The organism is Phaeacidiphilus oryzae TH49 (assembly GCF_000744815.1).
GTDB lineage: Bacteria > Actinomycetota > Actinomycetes > Streptomycetales > Streptomycetaceae > Phaeacidiphilus > Phaeacidiphilus oryzae.
In genome coordinates, this window is sequence record NZ_JQMQ01000005.1 from 6,675,979 (window position 1) to 6,702,868 (window position 26,890).

Here is a 26,890-nt window from a genome sequence, read left to right on the forward strand (position 1 = left end):
GGAGAACGCCGATGCAGAGCAGGGAGAGCGGCTATGCCGACGAAACGCCCTTCTACCGGCAGCGCAGTTGGGTGGTCTCGGCCGTGTTCCTCGCCGTCGCCCTCGTCTGCGCCGTGCTGTCCTACGCCCTGGGCGGCGGAGCCGGCGCCGGGAGCGGGGACCGGAGCGCCGTCCGGGTCGGCGACGCGGGGCCGCTGGCCGCTGCCGCCGACGACAGCGCCGCCGGCAGCGGCTCCGGCGGCCGGCCGGCCGGCTGCCGCACCGACGACAGCGACCAGTCCCGGCCGGTGACCGCGCCGACGGACGTGACCTGGAAGCGGGTGGGAAGCGCCAAGGTGCCGGTGTCCCGCTCGGCCGGACCGATGTTCAGCACCGGGGCGGCGTGGTGGTGCTTCGCCCACACCCCGATGGGCGCGGCGATGGCCGCACAGGTCATCCCCGCACACCTGGGCACCGCCGACTGGCGGACCGTGGCACAGCTGCAGATCCTGCCCGGGCACAACCGGGACGACTACGAGGTGATCCGGTCCACGATCCCGCAGTCGGACCTGGACAGCGAGGTCTCCGGCAGCTACCAGGGCTTCGCGCTGGCGTCCTACTCGCCGAAGGCGGCGACCGTCCGGGTGCTGATCAGGGGCGCGGACGGCACCGACGGCACCGCGTCGGTCTCCCTCGCCTGGAGCGGCGGGGACTGGAAGCTGGTGGCCGGGTCGGACGGCTCGCTGCACAGCGACCTGACCAGCGTCCTCGGTTCCGGCACCGCCGGCTTCGTCACGTGGGGGGTGTGAGCGATGGAGCTGGCCTCCGCCTGCGACTCCGGGGACAGTCTGATCAGTGCCCTGGCCGGGTTCTTCCAGTTCCTCGGCGACCCGATCGGCACCATCGTGTCGATGATCGCCAAGGTCGTCCTGGCGGCGGCGATGGCCGTCTTCGGCGATCTCGTCACCAGCGTCCCGACCTACGACAAGGACACCGCGCAGGGCGTCAGCGGGCAGACCCAGTGGATCGTGGTCTACCTGGCGATCGGCTCCCTGATCTTCGCCGCCATCCGGATGGCGCTGGACCGGCGCGGCGAGGCCGGCCAGGTCGCCCTCAAGGGGCTCATCCGGGTCATCGTGGTCGCGGGCGCCGCGACCGCGATCGCCGACCCCCTGGCCAGGGTGACCGACCGCTACTCCAGCTACCTCTTCCAGGGGGCGGTGGAGCAGCAGTTGGAGAGCGTGGGCTGCGGGGACATGAGCGGGGTCGAGTCCTTCCTGATGCTGGTGCTGGCCTTCCTGCTGCTGATCGCCGCCATCATCCAGGTGATCCTGATGTACGTCCGGCTCGGCGTGGTCACCCTCATGCTGGGCACCCTTCCGCTGGCCGCCACCGCCTCCATGACCAACTGGGGCGGGACCTGGTGGCGCAAGCACATCGGCTGGCTGATCGCCTGGCTCCTCTACAAACCGGCCGCCGCACTGGTCATGTACGCCGGTGCCAAGATGCTCAACTCCGGTGGTGACGACGTGCAGCAGCACATCGCGGCGATCGGCCTGCTGATCCTCTCCTCCCTCGCGCTGCCGGCGCTGCTGAAGCTCATCGTTCCGGCCACTGCCGCGCTCGGCGGCGGCGGATCGCTGTCCGGCAGCGGTCTGGGCGGCGCGGTCGCCTCCGGGGCGAGGGTGCTCGGCGGCTCGGGCGGCGGGGACTCCGAGAGCGGGGGCGGGGGCGGGGCGAGCGGCGCCCCCGGTCCACGCGGGGCGTCCGGTGCGAACGGGAGCTCGGCGGGTCAGGAGCCCGCCCGATCGGGCGGTTCCGGAGGCGATTCCGGAAGCTCCGGGAGCGCCGGCGGTCGCGGGAGCGGCGGCGGCAGCGGCGGGATCGGCAGCGGGATCGGCGGTGGCGGGATCGGTGGTGGCGGGAGCGGCGGCAGGGCCGCGCCTGGCGGCGGCGGTGCGGCAGCGGCCGGTCCGGCGGCCGCGGGGGCGGCCGCCGAGGCCGTCCACCAGGTCGCCCGGACGGCCGGCCGGATGGTGACCGGAGCGGTGCAGGGCGCCGGCGAGGAACCCGACCACTGACGCCGGCGGCCCGGACGGCCGGGACGGCTCGGACAGCCCGGGCGGTCCTGGCGGCCCGGCCAGTCCTGGCGGCCCGGGCAGCCCTGCCGGCTCGACAGCTTGCGAAGCACGAGAAAGGGAGAGAGACCCCACCATGTCCACCACTACCGCAGCCGTGACCCACCCCACCTACGGCAACTGGCGCCGACCGCGCCGGGCCGGGCTCGGCCGGTTCGGGCTGGTCGGCACCATCGGCGTGTTCGGCGGGCTGGTGCTGACCCTGCTGGCCTCCCTGATCTCGCTGGTGGCGGCGGCCTTCGTACTGGTCCCGTTCGCGGTGCTGCTGCTGCCGCTGCTGATCAGGACCCAGGACGGGCGCAACCTCTACCAGTTGGTGATGCTGCGCGTCGGCTGGCTGCGCCGGAAGTCCCGGGGCTCGCTGAGCTATGTGTCCGGCCCGCTCTCCCAGCGCCCCGGCGGGCGGTTCCGGCCGCCAGGGCTGCTCAGCCGGGTCAGCCTGGCCGAGGGCCGGGACGCCTACGACCGGCCGTTCGGCGTCCTCCACCACCGCGGCCGCAACCTCTACTCCATCGTTCTGGGGTGCGAGCCGGACGGCGGCTCGCTGGTCGACCCCGACCAGGCGGACGTCTGGGTGGCCTCCTGGGGCGAGTGGCTGGCCCGGCTCTCCCACGAGCCGGCGCTGCGCGGGGCGAGCGTGGTCGTCGAGACCGCGCCCGATCCCGGCACCCGGCTGGCCAACGAGGTGCTGCCGCGGATCCGCCCGGACGCCCCGCCGGCCGCCCGCGCGGTGATGGAGGAGGTCGTCGAGCGGTATCCGGACGCCTCCTCCGAGATGCACACCTACATCACCCTCACCTACGGGCTGCCGCAGGGGCGCAAGCGCGATCTGGAGGAGGTCCTCACCGATCTCGCGATCCGCATCCCCGGACTCCTCAGCGGCCTGGTGGGGGCCGGCGGCGGGTCGGCCGTCCCGCTCTCCGCGGAGCGGATCGCCGAGGTCGTCCGGGTGGCGTACGACCCGGCCGTCGCGGGTGAGGTGCTCAACGTCCGGGCGCAGTACGGCTCCAGCGGCCTGGAGTGGGAGGACGCGGGACCCGCCGCCTGCGTCGAGTCGGTCCGCGCGTACCAGCACGACTCCGGGGTCTCCCGGACCTGGCTGCTGAGCCTGGCCCCGCGCGGAACCGTGCGGTCCAACGTGCTGCGCGGGCTGCTGGAGGCCGCGCCCGGCACCCGCCGCAAGCGGGTCGCCCTCCTCTACCGCCCGATCGACCCCGCCACCTCGGCCCGGATCGTGGAGTCCGACCGGCGCGCCGCGCAGTTCATGGCCACCTCCGGAAAGGGCATGGTCCAGGCGCGGGCCGCGTCCGAGACCCGCGCGGCCGAGCAGACCGCGGCGGAGGAGGCGGCGGGCGCAGGCCTGGTGGAGTTCTCGCTGATGGTCACCATGACCGTGGACTCCACCGAGCAGCTGCCGGACGCCGCCGTGATCATGCGCAACCTCCAGGCGGGGGCCAGGATCTCGATGCGCCCGGCGGACCGGATGCAGGCGGCCGCCTTCGCCTGCACCCTGCCGGCCGGGATCCTGCCCTGGGAACACGTACTGATCCCGCACGAACTCCAGGAGGCGCTGTGAGCAGGAGCGCACGGCCGTGGGACGGCCAGGACGAGGACTACCAGGACAGCTTCGGCCCCCCGAACGGACCGGCCGCCTCGAAGAAGCCGAAGAAGTCGAAGTCGAACTCGAAGAGGCCGAAGAACGGCGGGAGACCGGGCACGCAGGGCGTGCCGGCGCGGGCCGGCCGCGCTGACGACGCCCCGGGCGGCGGCGCACCCAGCCGGGAGCCGCTGCCGCCCCCGCGCGGCTGGCCCGGCCCGGCCGGCGGGCAGATCGGCCACCTGGACCCGCCCACGATGTGGCGGGCCACCACCGTGCAGGCCTGCGGCCTCTGGCCGTTCGCCGCCGGCTCCGGCGCGCCGATGACCGGGGTGCCGCTCGGGCAGCACCTCTACACCGGGGCGACGGTCTGCGGCGACCCGCTCTCCTGGTTCACCCGCGCCCGCTACATCTCCAACCCCTCCCTGTTCATGCTCGGGATGCCCGGCCTCGGCAAGTCCACGCTGGTCAACCGGATGCTGATCGGCCTGGCCGCGACCGGGGTGGTGCCGCTGGTCCTCGGCGACCTCAAGCCCGACTACGCGGACACCGTGCGCGCCCTCGGCGGCCAGGTGATCTCCATCGGGCGCGGGGTCGGCGGCATCAACGTCCTCGACCCCGGGGCGATGGCCGAGGCCGCCGCCAAGGTCGGGGGAGACGCGGGCCGGGCACTGGCGGCCGAGGCGCACGGCCGGGTGCTCAACATGGTCGCGGCACTGGTCAGCGTCGTCCGCGGGCGGCCGATGGACGACCACGAGCAGTCCGTCCTCTCCGCCGCCCTCCACCACCTGCGGGAGCGGACGGCGCCGGGGCGGGCGCCGATCCTCCCCGACCTGCTGGCGGTGCTCCAGGAGGGCCCCGAGCGGGTCCGCTCGGTGACCCTCGACCGGGGCGAGGACGCCCGCTACCGCACGGCGGTCGACCCACTGCACCGCTCACTGCTCGGCATCCTGGACGGACCACTGGGGGGTACCTTCGCCGCGGCGACGTCCACCAGGATCGACGCCGCCGCCCCGGCGGTGTGCGTGGACATCTCCCGTATCGGGGAGGCGGACACCCAGCTGACGGCGGCGGCGATGCTGGCCGCCTGGTCCGACGGCCTGGGCTCGGTGGCCGCCGCCCACGCCCTCGCGGACGCCGGGCTCGCGCCCCGGCGCTGGTTCTTCACCGTCCTCGACGAGCTGTGGCGGCCGCTGCGCGCGGCCAGCGGCATCGTCGACCGGATCGACGCGCTCACCCGGCTCAACCGCACCCTCGGCCTGGGCGACGCCAAGATCACCCACACCCTCAAGGACGCCGAGGCACTGGGCAGCGAGTCGGACCGGGCCAAGGCCCGCGGTTTCGTCGAACGCGCCGGCATGGTCGCCTGCGCGGGCCTGCCCCGCAACGAGATGGAGGAGCTCGGCCGGGTGGTGGGCCTGTCCGAACGGGAGATCTCCCTGGTCTCCTCCTGGTCCTCGCCGCCGGGGTGGGGCGCGGGCGGCGGGGAGCACGAGGAGCCGCCGGGGCGCGGCCGCTTCCTGATCAAGGTCGGCGGCCGCCCCGGAATCCCGATCAAGGTCGCGATCACCGACGCCGAACGCGCCCTCCACGACACCAACCAGCGCTGGACCCCCAACGCCCAGGTCCCGGCGACGGCGACGGCCGTCTGAATGCGGTCGTCTGAACCCGGTCGTCTGACGGCGGTCGTCTGAACCGGACGCCGAACGGAGGAGAAGATGAGCTCGACCGAGATGCTGCCGTGGGCGATCGTGGTCGTCGCCCTGGTCTGGCTGCTGCTCTTCAGCGGGGTGTGGCTGGGCGGAACGCTGGGCGCGGGACTGTCCGGAGGGGGCTGGCATCCACCGCCGTTCGCCCTCCACAGCTTCGGGGAACTCCTCGGCCGCGGGCCGTCCGCGCTGTGGCCGGGGGCCTCGCCGACCGCCGTGATCGCCGGGATCGTGGTGGTGTTCTGCCTCCTCACGCTGGCCGTCGTGGCCGTGGTGCGGGCCGTGCGGCGCCTGGTCGGCGGCGGGGCGTCCGCCAAGGGGCTCGCCGGGCGCCGCGAGCTGGCCGGACTCTGCCCGCCGGGCATCGCGCGACGGGCCCGCGAACTGCGGCCCTCCCTGGCGGGGACGGATCCACTGCCCCCCGACGAGACCGGCAACCTCCTCGGCGATCTCGCGCCGCGCGGACCAGAGCTCCGCTCCTCCTTCGAGGACGTGGAGCTGGATCTGATGGCTCCCCGGGCGGGCAAGTCCACCGGGATCGCCATCCCGCGCGTCCTGCGGGCGCGCGGAGCGGTGCTCCTCACCTCCAACAAGTCCGATGTGTACGCCGTCACCCGGGCGGAGCGGGCCCGGGTCGGCAGGGTGTGGACCTTCGATCCGCAGGGCATCGCGCACGCGCCGCGTGAGATGTGCTGGGACATGCTCGCCGAGTGCGTCACCATCGAAGGCGCCCGGCGGCTGGCCGGTCACTTCGTGGCCTCGGTCAACGACGACTCGGCGAAGAAGGACTTCTGGATCTCCGCCGCGCAGAACACCCTGACCGCCCTCTTCCACGCCGCGGCCAGGGGCGGCGCCTCCGTCCTCGACCTGCTGGCCTGGCTCGCCGATCCCGCCGACCGCACCCCGGTCGACCTCCTCCACGACGCCGGACTGCCCGCCTTCGCCGAGCAGTTGCGCGGCACCGTGCTGGGCGCGGTCGAGACCCGGGACGGCATCTACGAGACCGCCCGGCAGTGCGTGGCCTGCCTGCTGGACCCGGAGGTGGCGGCCTGGGTGATGCCCGATCCGGACCTCCCGGAGTTCGACCCGCACCAGCACGTCCTCGGCAACGACACCCTGTACCTCCTCTCCAAGGACGGCGGCGGGTCGGCGGCGGGCGTCATCGCCGGCCTGGCCGACGCCACCATGCGGGCCGGGGTGGTCGCCGCCGAGCGGATGGGCGGCCGGCTCGACCCGCCCATGACGGCAGTGCTCGACGAGGCCGCCAACGTGTGCCGGATCTCCGACCTGCCCGACCTCTACAGCCATCTCGGCTCGCGCGGCATCAACGTGGTGACCCTGCTGCAGAGCTACCGGCAGGGCAGCCGGGTGTGGGGCGAGGCGGGGATGGACGCGCTGTGGAGCGCGGCCACCATCAAACTCCTCGGCGCGGGCCTGGACGACGCCGACTTCGTCGACAAGATCTCCAAACTGGTCGGCCAGCGCGAGGTCCGTACGCCCAGCGTCTCCAAGGGCCGCGAGGGCACCTCCCGCTCCTACTCCTACCGCCTGGACCCGGTCCTCCCGCCGGACCGCATCCGCGCCCTCCCCAAGGGCACCGCGTTGCTGCTGGCCACCGGCGTCCGCCCGGCCCTCATCCGCCTGCGCCCCTGGTACAAGGAGCCGGGCGCGGACCGCATCTCGGCGGCGGCGAAGGCGGAGACGGCGGAGATCACCCGCCGGGCGGCGGAACGCTGGCAGGCGGCGGCCGCCCCGGCGGAACTGGCCGCCCTGGAGGGCCCCGAGCCGGAGGACGCCCGCCCGGTACCGGAGGCGCCGCCGATCGAGGACGCGCGCCCGCCGGGCTACGCCGCCCGTTAGGCGGTCGCCCGCGCGCCGAAGAACCCTGGGTGGGCGATGAACCGGGTGATGCTGAATTCCGTGGTTATGTCATAGAGCATCCCGCTCTGTCGAATACACAGCAGAAGGAATGGGGCCCACATGCCCGAGTACAACCCGCCCAGCCACGACTACACGAGCTACAGCCAGCAGACCGGACCCGGCTCCTCGACCACGGCCAGCGCCGCCGGCCAGACCTCCCAGTACGGTTCGGCTCCCAGCTACCAGGACTCCCGGTACGACCGGCCGGTCACGGAGTACCGGCCCACCTCGAGGCAGTCGGACCCGGGGCAGGCGCCCGCCTACACGAGCTCGACGGCCCGCTCGCGCTCCAAGTAGGCGGCAAAGGGGGGACTGCCGCCCTCGCCGGTCGCCGGACGTGGGCGGCACTCCCCTCAAGGAGTTCCACGCAGAAGAAGGAAGGAAGCAATGTCCCGTAGGAGCAGCAGTTCTGGTAGTTCGGGCGGTTCAAGCGGTTCGAGCCGGTACGTGGACACGGTCGAGATCCAGCCGCGTTCGCACGGCGGAAGCAGCAGGAGCAGCAGGAGCAGCAGCGGGGACACCCGGCGCGACTCGGGTGAGCGGTCGTACGTCGTGAGGGAGCCCGTCAGGAGCAGGGAGTACTCCCCGGCGCCCTCGTCCCGCTCGCGGGAGGCGGAGGCCTCCGAGCGGCGTACGCGCTACGCGAACGCGGCGATGACGGCGGCTCCGCTGGCCGGCCAGGGGGCCGCGATGATCGGTGCGGGTGCCACGGGCAACTCGGACTCCTCCCTCCGCGGCTACGGCGCCTCGGTCGCCGCGACCGGGGTCGTCTCCGGGTACGAGGCGGCTCAGCAGGTGCGGTATGCCTACAACGTCCGCCAGAACCCGCAGACGACGCAGCCCGACTTCACCCCCGCCAGGTTCGTGGGTGCCACCGCCGGAGCCGTCGGGGGCATGGTCTACGGGGCTACGCGGCCACCGGCAACTCGTACGGCCAGGGAGCCGGCGCCTTTGTGCAGGCCGCGGGCGTGGCGCTGAGCACGGCGACGCCCCAGCGCATGCACTACCCGAGCAGCGGCACCGAGCTGCCCAGGTGGAACCAGGACGTCTCCTCGGCGGCTCGGTCCAGCGGGTCGTACTACACGGCGTCGGTCAACCCCGTGCAGAGCCGGCGGGAGTCGACGGCCAGCAGTGGCGTGAGCATCGTCACGCGTGAGCCGCGCAGCCGGGTGAGCGGAACCAGCACCAGCACCAGCAGCACCAGCAGCCGCAACACTCGCCGCACCAGGTGACGCAGGTGGCCGCACGGCGGAGCTCTGCCGCCGTGCGGCCATCCCGGCCGGCGTCGGGGCGGCCATCCCGCCACTCAGGCGGTGAGGGGTGGCGGCTCCGGTGGCGGGCCGAAGGGGTCGAGGGCCTCGACGGCCGGGGGCCGCTTGTCGCGGTGGGTGCCGGGCTTGCAGCCGGCGAAGGGACCGGCCGGGTCGCGGAGTGAGCCCATCACCGGACCGAGGTAGTCCCGATGCCAGTTCGCGGGGCCGAGGGGATCGCTCCCCGCGCCGGTGAGTGCCTGCCACGCCAGCCACAGCGCGTGCAGCTGGGCGACCGCCTCCGGATGCTCCCACCACACCGGGCACCAGGGGGCGGAGGAGGTGACCTCGCGCCCGTAGATCGGCAGCAGGAGCTGGTGGGTCCACAGCGTCAGGGCCCGCAGCTCGTCGAGGTACTCCGGCCCCTGCCGGTAGAGGATGAACGGTGGCGGTGGCGGGGGCTCGGCCGCCTCGTAGTCGTCGGGGAGGACCTCGTCGGCCCGCGTCGGGCCCTCCATGCGGTTCTCCATGCGGTTCTCCTTCCACTGCTTCCACTGCGCCCACTGCGTCGCTGAGAGGCAACAACGCAGGCGATGCGGGCGGCGGTTCACGGTCGGTGAACACGGGCGTTCCCGATCTCCGGCCCGCAGGCTAGAATCGCGAGCCGCCGGTGAAGAGGCCGTCACCGCTCACCCGTGGTCGGCACGCCCGCTTCTCGAATCCGAGGTATTCCGACACACCGTGACCAGAGCCAGCCCCGCCGCGCGGTCCGCCCCGGCCAAGCCCCCCACCCTGCAGCAGGGCGCTCTGGCCCTGGAGTGCCTGGGCTTCGCGGGCGCGGTCGCGGCGGACGTCTCCTGGGTGTTCGGCCGGGCGCCGGCGCACGGTCTGCCCGGCCTGCTGGGGACGCTGGAGCTCGCGGTCGGCCCGGGCGCCGCCTCCGTGGCCATCCTCCGTCGGCTGCTGCCGGACCGGCTGGAGGTGATCGGCTGGCTCACCGTGTTCGTCTCCTTCGCCACCTCCGTGGCGGCCGCGGCGGTACGCGGCGCGGGCCGGTCCGTCCCGCCCCAGCTGTTCCTCTCCGAACTGCTGGCCCTCGCCGTCCTGATGGGCGCCGCCTGCCGGCGGCTGGAGCGGTGGCAGGAGGGGATCTTCCCGGTGTGCGGGGGAGTGGCCATGCTGGGCGTGCCGCTGCTCCGCGACGCCGGGTCGGCCTGGGCGCTGCTGGCGGCGCCGGCCGCCCAGTTGTGGGGGCTGGCGATCGGCGCCGGCCTGCTGCTGCGGGACGTGGACCGCAGGATCGCGGCGCAGCTCGCCGGCGCCCGCGTCGCGGAGCGGTTCGCCCTCGCCCGGGACCTCCACGACACGGTCATCCACTACGTCACCGGCATCGTGGTGCGGACCCAGGCGGCCCGGGTGGTCGGCTCGATGGCCCCGGACGGCATCCCCGAGGACCAGGCCACCTACTACGACGAGATCGAGGAGGCCGGGGCGAACGCGGTGCAGGCGATGCGCCACCTCGTCGGCATGCTCCGGGAGGACGCCGCCGACAACCCGGCGAACCTCCGCGAGGCGGTGCTCCTGGCGGTCGGCGACGACGAGCGGGTCCGGCTGCTCCTGCCGCCGGACGCGGACCGGCTCGCCCGCTCGCCCGAACTGGCCACCACCGTCCACCGGGTGATCCTGGAGTCGCTGACCAACGCCCGGCGACACGCACCGCAGGCGAGCTACGTCGACGTCGCCGTCCGCGTCGAACAGGACGTCGCGGGAAGCGTGTTGCTGCTGGAGATCGTCAACGACGGGGCAGCCGACCTCACCCCCGCCCCCGCTTCCACCACCGCCACCTCCGGCGGCCGGAACAGGCGGGGTTTCGGACTGCTGGGGATGCGCGAGAGGGTGCGGGCGATGGGCGGTACGATCCGGAGCGGGCCGGAGCCCGACGGCCGGTGGAGCGTCGTCGCGCGCCTGCCGCTCTCCGCGGCCGGCACGGTGCCGCCGTTTCTCTCGGAGGTGTGACCGTGGCCGTAAGGGTCCTGCTCGCCGACGACCAGGCGCTGGTGCGCACCGGTTTCCGGCTGATCCTCCAGGCCCAGCCCGGCATCGACGTGGTCGGCGAGGCGGCGAACGGCGAGGAGGCGGTCGCGCTGGGCCGCGAACTGCGGCCCGACGTCACGCTGATGGACATCAGCATGCCGGTGCTCGACGGCCTTGAGGCCACCCGCCTGCTGGCCGGCCCCGGGGTCGCCGACCCGCTGCGGGTGGTCGTGGTCACCACCTACGACCTGGACCAGAACGTGTACGCGGCCCTCCAGGCCGGCGCCTGCGGCTTCCTCCTCAAGGACTCCGGCCCGCAGCTCCTGATCGAGGCGGTGTCCGCGGCGGCGCAGGGCGACTCACTGCTGTCCCCGTCGGTCACCACCCGCCTGCTGAAGCACTTCGCCGAGCGCGCCCCGCAGCGTCCCGCCGCCGCCGAGGCGTCGGCCCTCACGGCGCGCGAGCTAGACGTGGTGCGGGAGGTCGCGCGGGGGCTGACCAACGCCGAGATAGCCGGGCGCCTGGCCATCTCGGCCACCACCGTCAAGGCTCATCTCACCAGCGCCCAGCGGAAGATCGGGCTGCGCAACCGCACCGAGGCGGCGGTGTGGGCCTGGGAGTCCCGGATCGTCGGGTGAGCGCCAGTCCGCCCGCACCACGTAGGTGCCGGCGACGAGGTCGCCGAACCGCTGGTGGAAGCGGCTGGACAGCATGACCAGCAACCCGACCGCGCCCAGGAACATCGCGTCCACCACCGAGAGGACCCAGCGGATCAGCCAAGCGCCCGGCGGCGGCCGGTGGCCGGTCCGGGACACCACCCGCAGCCCCAGCAGCCGCATGCCCAGCGTCGCCGCGTCGTTGCGGACCGGCAGCCACACCTCGTTGAGCCAGGAGCCCAGCACCGCGCACCCGACGAGCCCGCACAGCGGCAGGACCGACCCCAGCGCCGGGAACGGCCGCAGCGCGCCCACCACCTCCGGCGCGCGGGCCGCGGCGAAGAACAGCAGGGAGAGGGCGAGCACGGAGAGCCGGTCGACGGCGCACTGCACACAGCGGCGGAGGACGACAGCGGTGGGATCCACGCGACTCGGCACGCCGAGATGCTACCGCCGAGCCGGGGCGGAACCGGGCCGACCCGGCCTTTGGGCCGGTTCCGGACCCTGGCCGAAAGGACGGGTTCCGCCCGGCCCCGATCGTTCTCGGGACCGACGAGGCCGGTGAGCCCCCTGTGGCACCGTCGTTCCCGATCACGACATGCGTGCCCACCGTGCGAATCGGAGTGCGGAAGACACACCACAGGGTGGTCCGCTCCCGGGGGAGTGCCGGAGTGCGCGCAGGAAGAGGTACGACGTGAACTGGACCGTACTGGGCTCCGCCGGACCGGGAGACGCCCGCGAGGGGGCGGTGCGCGCGCTCTACGAGGACCACGGCGGGAGCCTCCACACCTACGTCCAGCGGCTGGTGGGCGGGGACCGATACCGGGCCGAGGACATCGTGCAGGAGACGCTGCTGCGCTGCTGGCGGAAGCGGGCACTGGACGACGGGTCGTCCGTCCGGCCGTGGGCGTTCCGGGTGGCGCGCAACATCGTCATCGACGAGTACCGGCAGCGCCAGGCACGACCGCAGGAGGTCGGCGGCAACGTCTGGCTGGACGAGCGGGCCTCCGAGTTCGACGACATCGAGCAGGCGATCAGCTCCGTCATGATCGGCGAGGCGCTCAGCCGGCTCAGCGCCACCCATCGGACGGTGCTCTACCAGATGTACTTCGTGGGCCGGACGACCCAGGAGGTGGCCGAGGAGCTGGGCGTGCCGGTGGGCACCGTCAAGTCCCGACTGCACTACGCCCTCCGGCAGTTGCGGCAGTCGATGCGGGACGCGGAGGGCCTCGCCCCGGCAGGGGACGCTCGCGGCAAGCCGGTAGGCGCGAGCCGGTAACGGCAAGCGGGTAGCCGCGAGCCGGTTGCGGCAAGCCGTAGCGGCTGGGCGGCATCGAACCGTTTTCCGCGGGGGGCCGTTGAGGGCAGTGACGGAGGAAGGGACGGGCACGGGCATGGGTCTGAACGCAGCGGCGGACGGGACGGACCGGGAGCGGGCGCGCCCGGACGACCAGTCCGATCGGCCGGATGGGCCGGACGGGGCGGATCTGTCGGAGCGGTCGGCTGAGCCGGAGCAGTCGGGCGGGTCGGATGAGCTGAACCTGTCGGACCTGTCGGACCGGTCGGATCGGTTCGATCGGCTCGACCCACTGGATCGGGGCGGTTTCGCGGACGCGGCGGCGGAGAGCGTTCCCATGCGGGTGATCGTCTCCGGCGACGGAACGGCGACGATCGACGGCGTGCCGGTCCCGGTGATCGCCGGGGAGACGGTCGAGGAAGCGGTCCTGGACACTCTCCACGGATACGCGGTCAGCCGGAACGAGCCGGTCCGCGCGGTGATCTCGGACCCGTCGTCGAGTCACCAGGCAGTCGTCGACGTGGCCCCGGACGGCTCCAGCAGCCTGGTCGAGCACCAGCCGCAGGACGCCGCCCCCACCGAGCCGATCCCGCCGACGCCGGCCGCGTCCGGGCGTGACGCCGAAGCCGAAGCCGACGCTGCCACCGCCGCCGTGCCTCTCGCCGATCCCGGCATCGGCACTGGCACTGTCCCGGCACCGGGCCCGACACCCGCGCAGGCGCCGACACCGGAACCGGGGCCGGGCGCAGGACCGGATCCGGAGCCGGGCTTTGCGCCGGGCGCCGGTCTCGCGTCTGCGCCGGGGCTGGCGTCGGCGTCCGAGCCGGGCTCGGGAACAGGACCGGATCCGGAGCCGGGCTTTGCGCCGGGCGCCGGTCTCGCGTCTGCGCCGGGGCTGGCGTCGGCGTCCGAGCCGGGCTCGGGCGCAGGACCGGATCCGGAGCCGGGCTTCGCGCCGGGCGCCGGTCTCGCGTCTGCGCCGGGGCTGGCGTCGGCATCCGGGCCGGGCTTGGGCGCAGGACCGGATCCGGAGCCGTCCTCGGCGCCGGGCGCCGGTCTCGCGCTGGGGCTGGCGTCGGCATCCGGGCCGGGCTTGGGCGCAGGACCTGATCCGGAGCTGGGTTCTGTGCCGGTGGCGGGACTCGTATCGGCGTCGGGGCCGGGAGCGGGAGCGGGGCCGACACCGGAACCGCAGTCGCCGTCGGCGTCGGGACAGGCGCCGGCAGCAGCACCGGGAGCCGGACCGGCGTCAGGTCCGGGCCTGGCGACGGCGCCGGGCGCGGGGCTTCGGCCGGGTCCGGGGCGGGGACCGGGCTCGGGCCCGGCGTCGGCGCCGGGGCCGGTCTCGGGGCCCGGGGCGGCGTTCGTATCGGCGTCGGCCCTCGGCGCGGGTCGGGCCGGTGGCGGTGCCGCCGCCTTCCACCAGGAGGGCGTCTCGCAAACGCGTCAGCGTGGGCGGGGGTCGGACCAGGAGTACGAGCGGCCGGGTCTGCTCCGACGCCTGCCGCTGCCCGGCCTGGTGGGGGTTGGGGTGGCATTCGCCGTCGTCGTTCCGCTGATGCTGCTCGGCGGCCATCCGGGGCACGGGGGCGACTCCCGGGCCGGCGGCACGGCCGAGACCTCGTCCACGCCGACTGCCGCGCCCACCACCGAGGAGGCCCTGCCGGCCCTGACCGGCTCCCCCTCCGCCCGTACGACGCCGACCTCGCCCCGCCCCTCGCCCCCGCGTTCCACGGCCACGGCCAAGGCCAGGGCCACGGCCGACGCGAACACCGCGCCGACGGCCGGTGGAGGGGCCGGGGGCACACTGCTCTACGCCTCCGAGTTCGGGGCGGGCGCCCACGGCTGGAAGGACTACGGGGGCCACTGGTCCGTGGCCGGCGGCGCCTACACCGAGTCGATGGCCGGCACCGGCGGCAACAAGGCGGTCATCGGAGACACCGGCTGGCGCGACTACGTCCTCCAGGGCGACGTGCGCGTCGGGCACTTCAGCCCCAACGGCAACGCGGGCCTCCTGGTGCGCGCCTCCGACCCGGCGACCGGGACCGACAGCCTCGACGGGTACTACGTGGGCGTCAGCGGTTCCTCCCTGATCATCGGGCGGGAGAAGTACGGCTGGAAGGAGCTGGCCGGCACGGCGATCCCCGGCGGCCTGTCCGCCGACACCTGGTACCACCTGACCGTCCGGGTGGTCGGCTGCTCGATAGCCGTCGACGGGACCCCGGCCGCGGACCCCTCCGCTGCCCCGGTGTCGGCGGCGGTCCAGGACTGCACCTTCCTCCGCGGCGCCATCGGGGTCCGCGACTTCGCCGCCGCGGCCTCCTGGCGGGACCTCACCGTCCGCACCGCCGACACCGTCTGACGCCGTTCGGTAGGCCGTTCGGATCACGCTCGGACGCCGTTCGGGCCAGATTCGGATCACGCTCGGACGCCGCTCCGACCACGTTCGGACGAAGTCCGACGCCGATCGGACGCCGTCCGAGCAAGCGGGGAATCGGCCTCGCCGTGGATCGATGTGCCCGGCCTGCCCGCCCGCCGGGGCCGCCGTGTGGTGACCCATGTCACTTCTGCCCTCGCTGGGCGAGCCGGTAGGTTCATGCGTTCAAAGGGGAGAAGGACTGTACAAACCCCCCGCGCACAGATCCCCCGTCAACCCCGTCTGGCGAGAGATACAGGAAATGTCTGCTCAAGATCCCGCGCACCACCCTCCGCAGCGCGTAGGCGTGGTCGCCGAGTCCGTTTCCGGGGAGACACGCGTCGCCGCGACCCCCGCAACGGTGCGTCAACTGCTCAAGCTCGGTTACGAGGTGGTGGTCGAGCCCGAGGCCGGGGCGGCGTCCGGCTTCGCCGACGACGCGTACCTCGACGCCGGCGCCGAGATCGGCGACGCCTGGGCGACGGACGTCGTCCTGAAGGTGAACGCCCCCTCCGATGCGGAGATCGGCCGACTGCGAACGGGAGCCACGGTGGCGGGTCTGCTCGCCCCGGCACAGCACCCCGAGCTGCTGGAGGCGCTGGCCGCTGCGGGGGTGACCGCGCTCGCACTGGACGCGGTGCCGCGCATCTCGCGGGCGCAGTCGATGGACGTGCTGTCCTCGATGGCGAACATCGCCGGGTACCGGGCGGTGATCGAGGCCGCCCATGTCTTCGGACGGTTCTTCACCGGTCAGGTGACCGCCGCCGGCAAGGTGCCGCCGGCGAAGGTGCTGGTGGCCGGGGCCGGCGTGGCCGGGCTCGCCGCCATCGGCGCCGCGTCCAGCCTGGGCGCGATCGTCCGGGCGACCGACCCGCGGCCGGAGGTCGCGGACCAGGTGAAGTCGCTGGGCGGGGAGTACCTGCCGGTCGACGTCGCCCAGGAGGCCGGCACCGACGGCTACGCCAAGGCCACCTCGGAGGACTACGACCGGGCCGCCGCCGAGCTGTACCACGCGCAGGCCCAGGACGTGGACATCGTCATCACCACCGCGCTGATCCCCGGGCGCCCGGCGCCGCGGCTGCTGACCGCGGCGGACGTGGCGGCGATGAAGCCGGGGAGCGTCGTCGTCGACATGGCCGCGGCGATGGGCGGCAACGTCGAGGGGACGGTCGCGGGCCGGTCGGTGGTCACCGACAACAACGTGACCATCATCGGCTACACCGACCTCGCGTCCAGGCTGCCCGCCCAGGCCTCCCAGCTGTTCGGCACCAACCTGCTGAACCTCCTCAAGCTGCTGACGCCGGAGAAGGACGGGCGGCTGGCGCTCGACTTCGACGACGTCGTGCAGCGGGCCGTGACCGTGGTCCGGGCCGGCGACGTCACCTGGCCGCCGCCGCCCGTCGCGGTCTCGGCGGCGCCCGCGGCCGCGGCCAAGCCGGCGGCCGCGACCGCCGAGCCCGCCGAGCCGGCGAAGCCGAAGCTCACCCCGGCCCGCCGCTTCGGCCTGATCGGCCTCGGCATGCTGGCCATGTTCCTGATCGTGGCCTTCGCCCCGGCCCAACTCGCCGAGAACTTCACGGTGTTCGCGCTGGCCGTGGTGATCGGTTACTACGTCATCGGCAAGGTGCACCACGCCCTCCACACGCCGCTGATGTCGGTGACCAACGCGATCTCAGGGATCGTCGTGACCGGCGCCCTGCTGCAGATCGGTCACGAGAGCTGGGTCGTCACCACGCTGTCCGCGGTGGCGATCCTGCTGACGAGCGTCAACGTCTTCGGAGGTTTCGCCGTCACCCGCCGCATGCTGTCGATGTTCTCGAAGGGCTGAGCCGAGATGACTTCCCTGACGGCCTCTCACGCGGCCTACCTGGTCGCCGCCCTGCTGTTCATCCTCAGCCTGGCCGGACTGTCCCAGCACCGCACCTCCCGCGCCGGCGTGGCCTACGGCATCGCCGGCATGGCCCTCGCGCTGATCGCCACGATCGTGGTGGCGGCGCAGAGCATCAACGCGGGGGCGGTCGCGCTGATCCTGGTCGCCATGGCGGTGGGCGCGGCGGCCGGCCTGTGGCGGGCCCGGCGGGTCGAGATGACCCAGATGCCGGAACTCATCGCCGTACTGCACAGCTTCGTCGGCCTGGCCGCCGTGCTGGTCGGCTGGAACAGCTACCTGGAGGTGGAGTCGCACGGCACGGCGCAGACCGAGATCGCCGGCGACCTGCTGGGCATCCACCACGCCGAGGTGTTCATCGGCATCTTCATCGGCGCGGTCACCTTCACCGGCTCGATCGTCGCCTTCCTGAAGCTGTCGGCGCGGATCAAGTCCCGCCCGCTGACGCTGCCCGGCAAGAACGCGCTGAACCTGGGCGCGCTCGCCGCCTTCGTGGTGCTGACCATCTGCTTCGTGATCAGTCCCGACCTGCCGCTGATGATCGTGGTGACGGTGCTGGCGCTGGCGCTCGGCTGGCACCTGGTGGCCTCGATCGGCGGCGGTGACATGCCGGTCGTGGTGTCCATGCTGAACAGCTACTCGGGGTGGGCGGCGGCCGCGGCCGGCTTCCTCCTCGACAACAACCTGCTGATCGTCACGGGTGCGCTGGTCGGCTCCTCGGGTGCCTACCTCTCCTACATCATGTGCAAGGCGATGAACCGGTCCTTCATCTCGGTCATCGCGGGCGGCTTCGGCATCGAGGCGCCGTCCGGCGGCGACGAGGAGCAGGGCGAGCACCGCGAGCTGCGGGCGGCCGAGGTGGCCGAGCTGCTCGCCCAGGCCGGCTCGGTGATCATCACCCCCGGCTACGGGATGGCCGTGGCCCAGGCGCAGCACCCGGTCGCGGAGCTGACCCGGCAGCTGCGGGAGCGCGGCGTCGAGGTCCGCTTCGGCGTCCACCCGGTCGCCGGGCGGCTGCCGGGACACATGAACGTGCTGCTGGCCGAGGCGAAGGTGCCGTACGACATCGTCCTGGAGATGGACGAGATCAACGACGACTTCGCGCGGACCTCGGTGGTCCTGGTGATCGGCGCAAACGACACGGTCAACCCGGCCGCGGCCGAGGACCCGAGCAGCCCGATCGCCGGCATGCCGGTGCTGCGGGTCTGGGAGGCGGAGCAGGTCGTCGTCTTCAAGCGGTCCATGGCCTCCGGCTACGCGGGCGTGCAGAACCCGCTGTTCTTCCGCGAGAACACCGGCATGCTCTTCGGCGACGCCAAGCAGAGCGTGGAGGAGATCCTCCGCGAACTCCCCGCCGCGGGAGACGGCGACAGCCGTCCCCCGACCACCCACCGCGAGACGGCGACGAGGTAGCCGGCGGTCGGTAGCCCATAGCGGCGCGCTGGAGCAGGGCGGGCGGTCTGGCGCCCCGGTCGCAACGAACCGGGGCCCGGGCCGCCCGCTGCTCGGGAGCGCGGTCCCACCATGGCCCGAGAATGCCGCAAGGCCTGGGGGCGGGGCCTGCGCGGTTCTTCCACCCGTGGACGGCCGCGTTTGGCGGGCTCATCAGCGCGGCCGACGACGACCTGCCGGCCGGCGGGCACGGAGTCGTCTGGCACCGCAGAGCCCTGCGTAGCCCTCACCGGCAAGCCGTGCAGGAGGACCACCAGTTGCGCCATGGGGATCGCCTACTGGAATGCGCCTGATGGCGCTTCCGGCGACCACCCGCCCCCGAGGGCCTGTCGGCACAGGTGGTCGGCGGCCCGGGTGGTCTCGGGCAGGCGATAGCGGGGGGTGAGGCGGAGGGTGTGGGCGCAGGCGTGGTCGAGGTCGATGAGGTGTCCTGCGGAGACGAAGACGGGCTTGACGCCGGGGCGGGTCCGCAGCGCTCGGCCGACCACCTCGGCGCCGTCCAGCAGCGGACTCGAGTCCCCGCGCTCGGGTCCCGGCGACTGAAAGCCGTACAGGAACGGGGTCTTGGCCACCCCGAAGGTCGGGATCCCGGTGAGTACCCCGAGGTGGCCGGCCAGTCCGAGGCGGCGGGGGTGGGCAAGGCCGTAGCCGTCGCAGACGATCAGGTCGGGGCTGCGCCTGAGCGCGCCCAACGCGTCCAGCACGGCGGGGAGCTCGCGGAAGGCGAGCAGGCCGGGGACGTACGGGAAGGAGACCCTTCCGGCGGCGGTCGCCTCCTCCACCACGCTGAGATCTGTGCTGTCCAGCGTGACGGCGGCCGCCACCACCCGGTCCCGCGCGTCGTCGTAGGCGACGTCCACTCCGGTGATGAGCCCGCCGGAGGAGAGGTCGGGACCGGGAACCGAGACATCGACGAGCGGGCGCAACCTCTCCTGCTCGTTGATCGCCTCGGCTTCCCCACGGGGTGGAGTGAAGGGTGGGTGATTGGTCACCAGGAGGCCTCGAAGGTTTCGTCGGTCAGTGGGGTGCCGCTCTCGGCGACGAGGAGATCCCCGCCCGTGCACGCCCATGATCGCAGCCCTGCCGTTCCCGCGAGTCCCGCGAGTCCCGCGAGTCCTGTGCGCTAGTGGCGGTCCATCGGCTCTTGGGGGCGGGTCACCGCCGGTCCAGAAGCGTCGAGCGCGAAGCGGTTCTTCGTCTGGGCGTCGTCAAGGTTCTTGTCTCGGTGGCGATCCATGCAGCACCGTGGCGGCACTCGATCAGGCACCATGCCAGGTGTGTCAGCAGGGGAGCCGCCGGCGGAGCGGTCGTCACGGACACGGATGTCCCGGCGGGGGTTCATCGCCGCCGCCGCGGTGTGCTCACCAACCCGACCGGGGTACTCGACGACCTCACCCACTCCGGCGTGCGCGGGGTAGGCCGTCGCACCGGGGCATCGGCGATCTCGATCCGCAGGTGGGGGTCCGCAAGCAGCAGAACCCGCTGCCCGAAGCCGCGGCCGGGGACCCGGCCGCGCAGAACGGCATTGGTGGATGGCTCCGAGGTGAGCAACTCTGCCGTCCGGTACAGGTCATGGTCGGCGGGATGCAGACCCTGGACGACGGCGAACTCGCCCCGGTTGCACGTACCTGCGCCTCTGGGCGACGGAAGCCGGTCGAGCGGTGGCTCGTCTCACCCCACCCGGCTTCGCGGCCGCGACCCTGCTGGGAGCAGTCCGTGCTGAGCGATACGCGTCCTGGGCCGCCGCTGTGCCGGCCGCGCGCTGCGCATTCGCCCCCCGGGCCGCCCCGCCGCCCTGGCCGTCCTCCGCCTCCTCGCCGAATGCCCCTGCGACCTCCTGTGAGCCACACCGTGCCTCACTCGCCGACGTAGAGGCGTTCGAGGTCGATGAGTTGGATGGTCTCGTCCTGATCTGCTTGGCGTCGCAGGTCGTCGGTGAAGCCGGCGCCGCTGAAGCAGAGCAGGCGGGTGTGCTGGGCGTGTACGTCGCCGCGGGCGCGGAGGAGTTCGCGGATGTGCTGGAGGCGGTGCAGGTGGCCCGGGCCCATGGTGTCGTTCCATTTGGCCTCGCCGATGGCGAGGAGTTGTTCGCGGTCGTCGCGGCCGTGGACGGCGACGTCGACCTCGTGGCCGGTGCGGGCGGCGGGGTCGTTGACCGTGCCGGCGGTGACGCGGCTGGGGTGGCCGCCGAAGGTGTCGGGCGCGGCGTGCCAGCGGGCCCACTGCCGGCACATGGCTTCGAAGTGCGGCCCCAGCACCTTGCTGCGGAAGGCGGGCTGGGAGCGTTGCCAGACCGGTGCGGCGCGTCCGGGGCGTTCCAGGTCGCCCCAGGCCGGGCGCATGACGGCGTGGTAGAAGGTGATCAGGGGTTCGGTGATGCGGTAGGCGGAGCGGTTGCGCCGGAAGGCGTCCTCTTCGTGGCTGATCATGCCGACGTCCTCGAGGACGCCCAGGGGGTGGGCGAGGTCGGTGGATTTGCGGCCGAGGTAGTCGGCGATGCCGCCGCGCCGGGAGTTGCCGTTGGCGATCGCGGCGAGGACGGAGTGGTAGAGGGCGGTGTCGTGCAGTTCGGGTTCCTCGGCCAGCAGGTAGCGGGCCTCGCGGAAGAGCGGGCGTCCGGGGTTGAGGACGGAGCGGGTCACCCAGGGGTCGAAGTCCTCGGGGCCGGTGGGGGCGTCGCCCTGGGCGAACTCGCGGCGGTAGGCGGGGGTGCCGCCGACGATGGCGTTGGTGAGGGCTGCGGTGCGGTGGTCGGGGCTGTCCCAGAACTGGGCGGCGAGGCGGTAGTCCAGGGTGGGCACGATCAGGTCCAGACCGGCGCGGCCGCGCAACGGCGCGTTGCCGGCCAGCAGACGTCCCATGAAGGAGAGTGCGGAGCCGCACAGCAGGAGGCGCACGGGGGTGTTGGTGCGCTGGGCGGTGGGGTCCAGGGCGCGCTGGATGATGGACGGGAGGGACGGGGAGGCCTTGGCCAGGAAGGGGAACTCGTCGATGACGGCGACGGTGGGCCCGGCGGTGGCGATGCGCATCAGGCGGGCGATGGCCTCGTCCCAGTTGGCGAACCGGAAGGGGGCGGGTTCGTCCAGGTGGGCCGCGAGGGCCTCGCCGAACTGGCGCAGGGCGTCGGTCTCGGTGGTCTCGGTGGCGGTGAACATGAACCCGCCGGTGGCCTGGACGATCGCGTCCAGCAGGTAGGTCTTGCCCTGCCGGCGCCGCCCGGAGACCACGCCCAGGGTCGCGGCCGGCCCCTGGTAGCCGGCGTAGCGGACGAGCTCGGCCCACTCGAAGTCGCGATCGAACATCTCGGCAGGCTTGTCCACGACACCTCCGTTTCTATAGGTCCATCTATTATAGGCAGACCTATTCATGCATCGGAGCGCGCCGCACGGCGTGGTCCTGGAAAGCGCACGGCGCCCCCGGGCTCGCTGCCGCCCATCGCCGCCTCGCGCGCCGGCGACCGGTCGGGCCGGCATCGACGTGTGGTGCCGCCCAGCGCGTCGACGGCCGCCTTGTGCGGGCGGAAGATCACCGGCGAGTGGATTCGTCAGGAGGCGTACTCCCGCTGCCGGTGCGGCATGGAGTAGGCGCAACTCACCGCGGGCGCGCACGGCAGGAACATCGGGTGCGCGAATCCAGCGTGATCAGCCCGATGGAGCAGTGGCTGGCTCTGTCCTTCGCACCCGGTCGGCGGGCGTCGACCATCGAGCGGCTCTCCGCCCAGCAAGGCGCCGCCGCCGTGGACACGACAACCACCGAGGCGGCTGCCGCCCCCGCCGCGCTCGCAGCTGCGGCCAGGCCGGCCGCAGCAGTAGCACCCCAGTCCCGCCTCTCGGCGGCGTATGAGGGCAACTTGTCCGCGGTGCCCTCAGGTGTCGAGCAGTGCGGGAGCGATGATGTCCTCGCTGGTCAGGAGCCGCTTCGAGAGGCCCTGCTCGTGGTGGTAGCGCAGGAACGTGTCGAGGACCCTGCGGTTCGCGCCGAGACCGTAGGGCCACCAGTCCTCACCCAACAGCGCCCGGTTCTCCTCGAAGAGCTTGCTGAACCAGGGAGTGACCGCTCCCATGTGCTGCTTCAGCGCGCCGTCGCGGTACTTCTGCTGGGCGATCTCCTTGGCCTCGCAGAAGGCGCGGTAGACGGACGTCATGAGGTCGGCCTTTGCGGCCAGTTCCCGGGGCACGGCGACGATGTGCATGGCGGGGAAGATCCCGGTGCGCCGGTAGTAGTCGCGCTCAACGGTCTCGTAGTCGGGGAAGAGCCGGGCGATCTTCTTCGAGCCGTTGAGCAGGGCCTGGGGGACATCGACCGAGATGAGTGCGTCGATCTCGCCGGACTCGAGCATCGCGCCCAAGGTCTCGCCCTCGGCCGCGTGCCGCACGTCCACCCCGTCCGGAATCGGCTGCGGGACCCAGTCGAAGGCGGGGATGGGATGGTCGGTGCCCCCGATGACCCATCGGGACTGATCAGGCGTCAGGCCGTACTCGTCGTGGAAGACGCCCTTCATCCACACGCCGGGGTCGTGCCCGAACAACGCGAACTCGCCAATGGTCTTGCCCGCGAGGTCCTGCGGCTTCTTGATGCCCGCCGCGGTGTTCACAAAGACGGCCGAGTGCCGGAAGTTGCGGTTCGGGAAGATCGGCAACGCCAGGAACGGCGAATCCTCAAGGTCGAACGTGCGCAGGAAGTAGGTCAGACCGTACTCGGCGACGTCGTAGTGGCCTTCGACGGTGCGCCGGAAGATGTCCGACACCAGCGGGGCCGTCTCGAATGTGGCGTCCACGCCGGCAATCGGGACGCGGCCGTCCAGAAGCGCCTCGGTGTGCTCGTAGGCGTAGGCGCCGACACACAGCGGTGTGCTCATGAGAAGGATCCTCGCTTCCGTGAATGATCTTTCATCTATAGGGTGGGACCGGGCAGGGCCCGAGTGTCAAGATGAATGTTCATTTACGTTGGAGGTATCGCATGCCACGCATCACTCCGGAGCGCCGCGAGGCCAGGCGTGCACAGATCGTGGGGGCAGCGCGTCGGTGCTTCTCGCGGGACGGCTTCCATCAGACCTCCATGCCCGACATCGCGGCGGAGGCCGATGTCTCGGCCGGGGCGGCCTACCGGTACTTCGCAAGCAAGGACGAGATCATCCTCGCCATCGCGGAAGACGCCTTCCGGCTCGTCTTCGCTCCCATCCAGCAACTCGCGGCGACAACCGACCACGCATCTCCCGCCGACCTGGTGGCCGCCTCCCTCAAGGCACTGAACGCCGACGACATCGTCGATGCCGCCGGAGGCCGGGTACCGGTCGAGGAGCTGTTGCGCTGCGGAGTGCAGAGCTGGTCAGAGCTACTCCGCAGTGAAACGGTGCACGCCCGCGCCCTCGAGGGCTTCCAGGGAATGCTGCGCAGCATCGCCGACGCCCTTCGCCGCGGCCAGGCCGCCGGAGCCGTGCCCCCCGAGGTGGAGCCCGAGCGCGGTGCGCGGGCAGTGATGGCCCTGCTGCACGGATGCATCCTCCAACGCGTGGGATTCGGCCTGACCGATACGACGGGCGTCGCCGACGATATCCAGATGCTCCTTGGCCGCACCCAGGCACGGCCGCGAGAGGAAGAGCCCGAAGCGGGACACGTAGAGTCCTGAGCTCGTGCATCGCTCGCGAGTAGCAGGGGTCGACGTCCTCGGTCCCTCGGGGCGGCAACCGCACCCGGCCGGTTGCACGAGCCGAGAGTGGCAGTAGGCCCGATGAGGGATCAGAAGGGCAGCCGCTGGGCGCGTGGCAAACCAGGCCGGGACGGCGGACTTTCTGCAGTGGTCGGCCCCTGAGCGACTGAACTCGTCCTGGCCGCATCGCAGTCCGGGCGGACCGTCCAAGTCCGTCGCACCGATCCGCGGATGGTCGCTGCTTACTGACGTCCGCCTCGACCGAGTCGGTCCGGTCGGCGACTGCCGAGAAGGGTCTGACCCTCCATGAGGGATGCCGGCGCGTCATGCAGGGGACCTGGAACCATGACCGGGCCAGCCCAGGCTGAGTCTCAGCGGGACGGAGATCCACGATCCCGTCGACGCCCTGGGTGACCTCTCGACTGCGATCCAACACGCCGATGCGGAACGGAAGGCCGAGGTCTATCGACATCTCGGACTCAGGCTCACCTTTGACGACGCAAAACGGACGGTCGCGGCTGTCATTCAGCCGAGACCGCCCGTGGGCGTACTGGTGGTGTCCGAGGGGGGACTTGAACCCCCACGCCCGATAAAGGGCACTAGCACCTCAAGCTAGCGCGTCTGCCATTCCGCCACCCGGACAAGGCGTCGTTCGCGCCGCCGGGGCGGGCTGTCGCCCATGTCGGCCGCGCTGACGGGGATAAACATAGCAGAGGACCGCGGAAGATCGAAAACCGCTTCGGGACCCCCTCGGAGCTGCGGTGATGGCGGGGCGCTGTTGGGTACCGGGGTGGGGAGGGGGGAGGATGGCGGAGCCGCGCCCGTACGGGCGATGAGGGGCGATGAGGAGGGAACGCGTGAGCGAGTCGACGCAGTCGACGACGGCGGTGACCGGCGAGAGCGAGGTCGCCGATCTCTGCCGGGACCTGATCCGGATCGACACCAGCAACTACGGCAACAACGAGGGCCCCGGGGAGAGGGCGGCGGCGGAGTACGTGGCCGAGAAGCTCGCCGAGGTCGGCGTCGAGGCCAAGATCATCGAGTCGGCCAAGGGCCGGGCCAGCGCGGTCGCCCGGATCGAGGGCGAGGACCGCTCGCGTCCCGGGCTGCTGATCCACGGGCACACGGACGTGGTCCCGGCCAACGCCGAGGACTGGACCCACCACCCCTTCTCGGGCGAGGTCGCGGACGGCTGCGTCTGGGGTCGCGGGGCCGTCGACATGAAGGACATGGACGCGATGACGCTCGCCGTCATCCGCGAGCGGCTGCGCACCGGGCGCAAGCCCCCGCGCGACATCGTCCTGGCCTTCCTCGCCGACGAGGAGGCCGGCGGGACCTACGGGGCCCGGTACCTGGTGGACCGCCACCCCGATCTCTTCGAGGGCGTCACCGAGGCGATCGGCGAGGTCGGCGGCTTCTCCTTCACCGTCAACGACGACCTGCGGCTCTACCTCATCGAGACCGCCGAGAAGGGGATGCACTGGATGCGGCTGACCGTCGAGGGGACGGCCGGCCACGGATCCATGACCAACGACGACAACGCGATCACCGAGCTGTGCGAGGCGGTCGCCCGGCTCGGCCGGCACAAGTTCCCGGTGCGGGTGACCAAGACCGTCCGCGCCTTCCTGGACGAGCTGTCGGACGCCCTCGGCGTCGAGCTGGACCCGGAGGACATGGACGCCACCCTGGCCAAGCTCGGCGGAATCGCCAAGCTGATCGGGGCCACCCTGCGGAACACCGCGCAGCCCACCATGCTCGGCTCCGGCTACAAGGTGAACGTCATCCCCGGCGAGGCCACCGCGCATGTGGACGGGCGCTTCCTGCCCGGCCTTGAGGACGAGTTCCTGGCCGAGCTGGACTCGGTGCTCGGCCCCCGCGTCCGCCGCGAGGACGTCCACGCCGACAAGGCGTACGAGACCTCCTTCGACGGGGCGCTGGTGGACGCCATGCAGTCCGCGCTGCGCGCCGAGGACCCGATCGCCCGGGCGGTGCCCTACTGCCTCTCCGGCGGGACGGACGCGAAGTCCTTCTCCGATCTGGGCATCCGCTGCTTCGGCTTCGCCCCGCTGCGGCTGCCGCCTGAGCTGGACTTCGCAGGGATGTTCCACGGCGTGGACGAGCGCGTCCCGGTGGACGGACTTCAGTTCGGCGTGCGGGTGCTGGATCGTTTCCTCGATGGGTGCTGAGCGGCCGGAGGGGCTGCTGCGGCCGGGCTGAGCCGCGCTGAGCTCCGGTTTCGTCGACAGGTCGTCAATTCATATGAATTGGCGGCCTGTTGTCGTTTCGGGCCGGAAAATCGGTTGAATGTATTTTCGGTCCGTCACTGGACCGGGTGATTGCCCGATCGAGGGCCGTACCCCATTTGCCACAGCTTCGTTCACCCCGATGCGGCCCCCGGCGAACGCGGGGCCGCAGTGTCTAGAGGGAGGAACTGAGATGAAGGTCAAGAAGATCGCCGCTGTCACCGTGGTCACCGGTGGTCTCATGCTCGGCGGGGCGGGTGCGGCCTTCGCCAACGGCGCCGCTGCCCAGGGTGCGGCCGTCGGTTCCCCGGGGGTGCTCTCCGGCAATCTGATCCAGGTCCCGGTGCACGTTCCGGTCAACGTCTGCGGCAACACCGTCAGCGTGATCGGGCTGCTCAACCCGGCCTTCGGCAACGCCTGCGTGAACAAGTGACCCACGCGTGAGCCGGCTTTGACCACGCGCTAGCGACGCCGTCCCGACGGGCCCGCCAGGCCCGTCGGGACGGCGGTATTCCCATTCCCGGTACGGAAGTTCGCCCCCGGAATGGAGTGCGGGAGCGCCGCTCGACCGGCTTCATCGCCGGTCTGATTTTCGGATGGCCAGTCAGTGGGACTGGTCCTATGGGTAGTTGAGCAGAGGCAGGGTAAAACCATGCGACAAG

At 72.5% G+C, this 26,890-nt stretch carries 21 protein-coding genes, 1 tRNA gene and 1 pseudogene; 16 read left to right on the plus strand and 7 right to left on the minus strand.

Annotated elements, in window-relative coordinates; all coding sequences use genetic code 11:
- The first annotated feature begins 11 nt into the window (after positions 1-11).
- From BS73_RS33410 to BS73_RS33440, 7 genes are all read left to right on the plus strand, one after another.
- A complete protein-coding gene (locus BS73_RS33410) occupies positions 12-788 on the plus strand; it encodes a hypothetical protein (RefSeq protein WP_037578077.1) in 777 nt (258 codons plus the stop codon).
- 3 nt (positions 789-791) lie between these two features.
- Complete coding sequence (locus BS73_RS38535; protein ID WP_037578078.1) at positions 792-2,060, plus strand: hypothetical protein; 1,269 nt, start codon at positions 792-794, stop codon at positions 2,058-2,060.
- A gap of 133 nt (positions 2,061-2,193) precedes the next feature.
- Entirely contained in the window at positions 2,194-3,693 is a 1,500-nt protein-coding gene (locus BS73_RS33420; protein WP_037578079.1) for an SCO6880 family protein, read from the plus strand.
- A gap of 212 nt (positions 3,694-3,905) precedes the next feature.
- Positions 3,906-5,366: an ATP/GTP-binding protein gene (locus tag BS73_RS33425; protein ID WP_235215764.1), complete on the plus strand. Its 1,461-nt coding sequence runs from the start codon at positions 3,906-3,908 to the stop codon at positions 5,364-5,366.
- Positions 5,367-5,432: 66 nt separating this feature from the next.
- Positions 5,433-7,283 carry a type IV secretory system conjugative DNA transfer family protein gene (locus BS73_RS33430; protein ID WP_084704550.1) on the plus strand — a complete coding sequence of 617 codons (1,851 nt, stop codon included), beginning with the start codon at positions 5,433-5,435 and terminating at the stop codon, positions 7,281-7,283.
- A 120-nt stretch (positions 7,284-7,403) separates the two neighbouring features.
- A complete protein-coding gene (locus tag BS73_RS33435; RefSeq protein ID WP_037578080.1) occupies positions 7,404-7,640 on the plus strand; it encodes a hypothetical protein in 237 nt (78 codons plus the stop codon).
- Positions 7,641-7,895: 255 nt separating this feature from the next.
- Entirely contained in the window at positions 7,896-8,321 is a 426-nt protein-coding gene (locus BS73_RS33440; protein ID WP_152617821.1) for a hypothetical protein, read from the plus strand.
- A gap of 100 nt (positions 8,322-8,421) precedes the next feature.
- On the opposite strand, the gene BS73_RS38540 is transcribed toward BS73_RS33440, so the two are convergent.
- Positions 8,422-8,568 (minus strand): hypothetical protein, encoded by a 147-nt coding sequence (locus BS73_RS38540; RefSeq protein WP_161789731.1) that lies wholly within the window; start codon positions 8,566-8,568, stop codon positions 8,422-8,424.
- Between the two features lie 81 nt (positions 8,569-8,649).
- Complete coding sequence (locus tag BS73_RS33450) at positions 8,650-9,123, minus strand: DUF4913 domain-containing protein (protein WP_235215613.1); 474 nt, start codon at positions 9,121-9,123, stop codon at positions 8,650-8,652.
- 211 nt (positions 9,124-9,334) lie between these two features.
- Between BS73_RS33450 and BS73_RS33455 the strand changes: the two genes are divergently transcribed.
- Positions 9,335-10,609, plus strand: a complete 1,275-nt coding sequence (locus BS73_RS33455) for a sensor histidine kinase (protein ID WP_051941294.1) — start codon at positions 9,335-9,337, stop codon at positions 10,607-10,609.
- A 2-nt stretch (positions 10,610-10,611) separates the two neighbouring features.
- Complete coding sequence (locus BS73_RS33460; protein ID WP_037582397.1) at positions 10,612-11,265, plus strand: response regulator; 654 nt, start codon at positions 10,612-10,614, stop codon at positions 11,263-11,265.
- Between the two features lie 39 nt (positions 11,266-11,304).
- On the opposite strand, the pseudogene BS73_RS40200 reads toward BS73_RS33460, so the two are convergent.
- Positions 11,305-11,721, minus strand: a pseudogene (locus BS73_RS40200) (RDD family protein); the annotation flags it as partial.
- Between the two features lie 256 nt (positions 11,722-11,977).
- Between BS73_RS40200 and BS73_RS33465 the strand changes: the two are divergent.
- From BS73_RS33465 to pntB, 4 genes are all read left to right on the plus strand, one after another.
- The gene (locus tag BS73_RS33465; protein WP_051941295.1) at positions 11,978-12,562 is read left to right on the plus strand and encodes a sigma-70 family RNA polymerase sigma factor; all 585 of its coding nucleotides are present in this window, start codon (positions 11,978-11,980) and stop codon (positions 12,560-12,562) included.
- 1,549 nt (positions 12,563-14,111) lie between these two features.
- Positions 14,112-14,942: a family 16 glycoside hydrolase gene (locus tag BS73_RS37985; protein ID WP_037578083.1), complete on the plus strand. Its 831-nt coding sequence runs from the start codon at positions 14,112-14,114 to the stop codon at positions 14,940-14,942.
- 316 nt (positions 14,943-15,258) lie between these two features.
- Entirely contained in the window at positions 15,259-16,824 is a 1,566-nt protein-coding gene (locus BS73_RS33475; RefSeq protein ID WP_037578084.1) for a Re/Si-specific NAD(P)(+) transhydrogenase subunit alpha, read from the plus strand.
- Positions 16,825-16,830: 6 nt separating this feature from the next.
- The gene (gene pntB, locus BS73_RS33480; protein ID WP_037578085.1) at positions 16,831-18,297 is read left to right on the plus strand and encodes a Re/Si-specific NAD(P)(+) transhydrogenase subunit beta; all 1,467 of its coding nucleotides are present in this window, start codon (positions 16,831-16,833) and stop codon (positions 18,295-18,297) included.
- Positions 18,298-18,611: 314 nt separating this feature from the next.
- On the opposite strand, the gene BS73_RS33485 is transcribed toward pntB, so the two are convergent.
- From BS73_RS33485 to BS73_RS33495, 3 genes are all read right to left on the minus strand, one after another.
- Positions 18,612-19,331, minus strand: coding sequence for an endonuclease V (locus tag BS73_RS33485; protein WP_051941645.1), 720 nt, complete (start codon positions 19,329-19,331; stop codon positions 18,612-18,614).
- Positions 19,332-20,192: 861 nt separating this feature from the next.
- Entirely contained in the window at positions 20,193-21,638 is a 1,446-nt protein-coding gene (locus tag BS73_RS33490) for an AAA family ATPase (RefSeq protein ID WP_200886757.1), read from the minus strand.
- A 563-nt stretch (positions 21,639-22,201) separates the two neighbouring features.
- Positions 22,202-23,194: a substrate-binding domain-containing protein gene (locus BS73_RS33495; protein WP_037578087.1), complete on the minus strand. Its 993-nt coding sequence runs from the start codon at positions 23,192-23,194 to the stop codon at positions 22,202-22,204.
- A 101-nt stretch (positions 23,195-23,295) separates the two neighbouring features.
- On the opposite strand from BS73_RS33495, the gene BS73_RS33500 reads away from it, so the two are divergent.
- Positions 23,296-23,964 (plus strand): TetR/AcrR family transcriptional regulator, encoded by a 669-nt coding sequence (locus BS73_RS33500; protein ID WP_051941296.1) that lies wholly within the window; start codon positions 23,296-23,298, stop codon positions 23,962-23,964.
- Positions 23,965-24,539: 575 nt separating this feature from the next.
- Here BS73_RS33500 and BS73_RS33505 read toward each other — a convergent pair.
- Positions 24,540-24,627: transfer RNA gene (locus BS73_RS33505), tRNA-Leu, on the minus strand.
- A gap of 215 nt (positions 24,628-24,842) precedes the next feature.
- Between BS73_RS33505 and BS73_RS33510 the strand changes: the two genes are divergently transcribed.
- Together BS73_RS33510 and BS73_RS33515 are read left to right on the plus strand one after the other, a co-directional pair.
- Positions 24,843-26,171: a M20/M25/M40 family metallo-hydrolase gene (locus BS73_RS33510; RefSeq protein ID WP_037578089.1), complete on the plus strand. Its 1,329-nt coding sequence runs from the start codon at positions 24,843-24,845 to the stop codon at positions 26,169-26,171.
- Positions 26,172-26,421: 250 nt separating this feature from the next.
- Entirely contained in the window at positions 26,422-26,661 is a 240-nt protein-coding gene (locus BS73_RS33515) for a chaplin (protein WP_037578090.1), read from the plus strand.
- Positions 26,662-26,890: the final 229 nt, after the last annotated feature.

What these genes read in the sequence shown, in the direction of transcription:
- BS73_RS33435 (WP_037578080.1), top strand. Translation starts at nt 7,404, where the DNA reads ATGCCCGAGTACAACCCGCCCAGCCACGACTACACGAGCTACAGCCAG.
- BS73_RS33410 (WP_037578077.1), top strand. Translation starts at nt 12, where the DNA reads ATGCAGAGCAGGGAGAGCGGCTATGCCGACGAAACGCCCTTCTACCGG.
- BS73_RS33450 (WP_235215613.1), bottom strand. Translation starts at nt 9,123, where the DNA reads ATGGAGAACCGCATGGAGGGCCCGACGCGGGCCGACGAGGTCCTCCCC.
- BS73_RS33430 (WP_084704550.1), top strand. Translation starts at nt 5,433, where the DNA reads ATGAGCTCGACCGAGATGCTGCCGTGGGCGATCGTGGTCGTCGCCCTG.
- BS73_RS33500 (WP_051941296.1), top strand. Translation starts at nt 23,296, where the DNA reads ATGCCACGCATCACTCCGGAGCGCCGCGAGGCCAGGCGTGCACAGATC.
- pntB (WP_037578085.1), top strand. Translation starts at nt 16,831, where the DNA reads ATGACTTCCCTGACGGCCTCTCACGCGGCCTACCTGGTCGCCGCCCTG.
- BS73_RS33420 (WP_037578079.1), top strand. Translation starts at nt 2,194, where the DNA reads ATGTCCACCACTACCGCAGCCGTGACCCACCCCACCTACGGCAACTGG.
- BS73_RS33490 (WP_200886757.1), bottom strand. Translation starts at nt 21,638, where the DNA reads ATGTTCGATCGCGACTTCGAGTGGGCCGAGCTCGTCCGCTACGCCGGC.
- BS73_RS33475 (WP_037578084.1), top strand. Translation starts at nt 15,259, where the DNA reads ATGTCTGCTCAAGATCCCGCGCACCACCCTCCGCAGCGCGTAGGCGTG.
- BS73_RS38535 (WP_037578078.1), top strand. Translation starts at nt 792, where the DNA reads ATGGAGCTGGCCTCCGCCTGCGACTCCGGGGACAGTCTGATCAGTGCC.
- BS73_RS33495 (WP_037578087.1), bottom strand. Translation starts at nt 23,194, where the DNA reads ATGAGCACACCGCTGTGTGTCGGCGCCTACGCCTACGAGCACACCGAG.
- BS73_RS33515 (WP_037578090.1), top strand. Translation starts at nt 26,422, where the DNA reads ATGAAGGTCAAGAAGATCGCCGCTGTCACCGTGGTCACCGGTGGTCTC.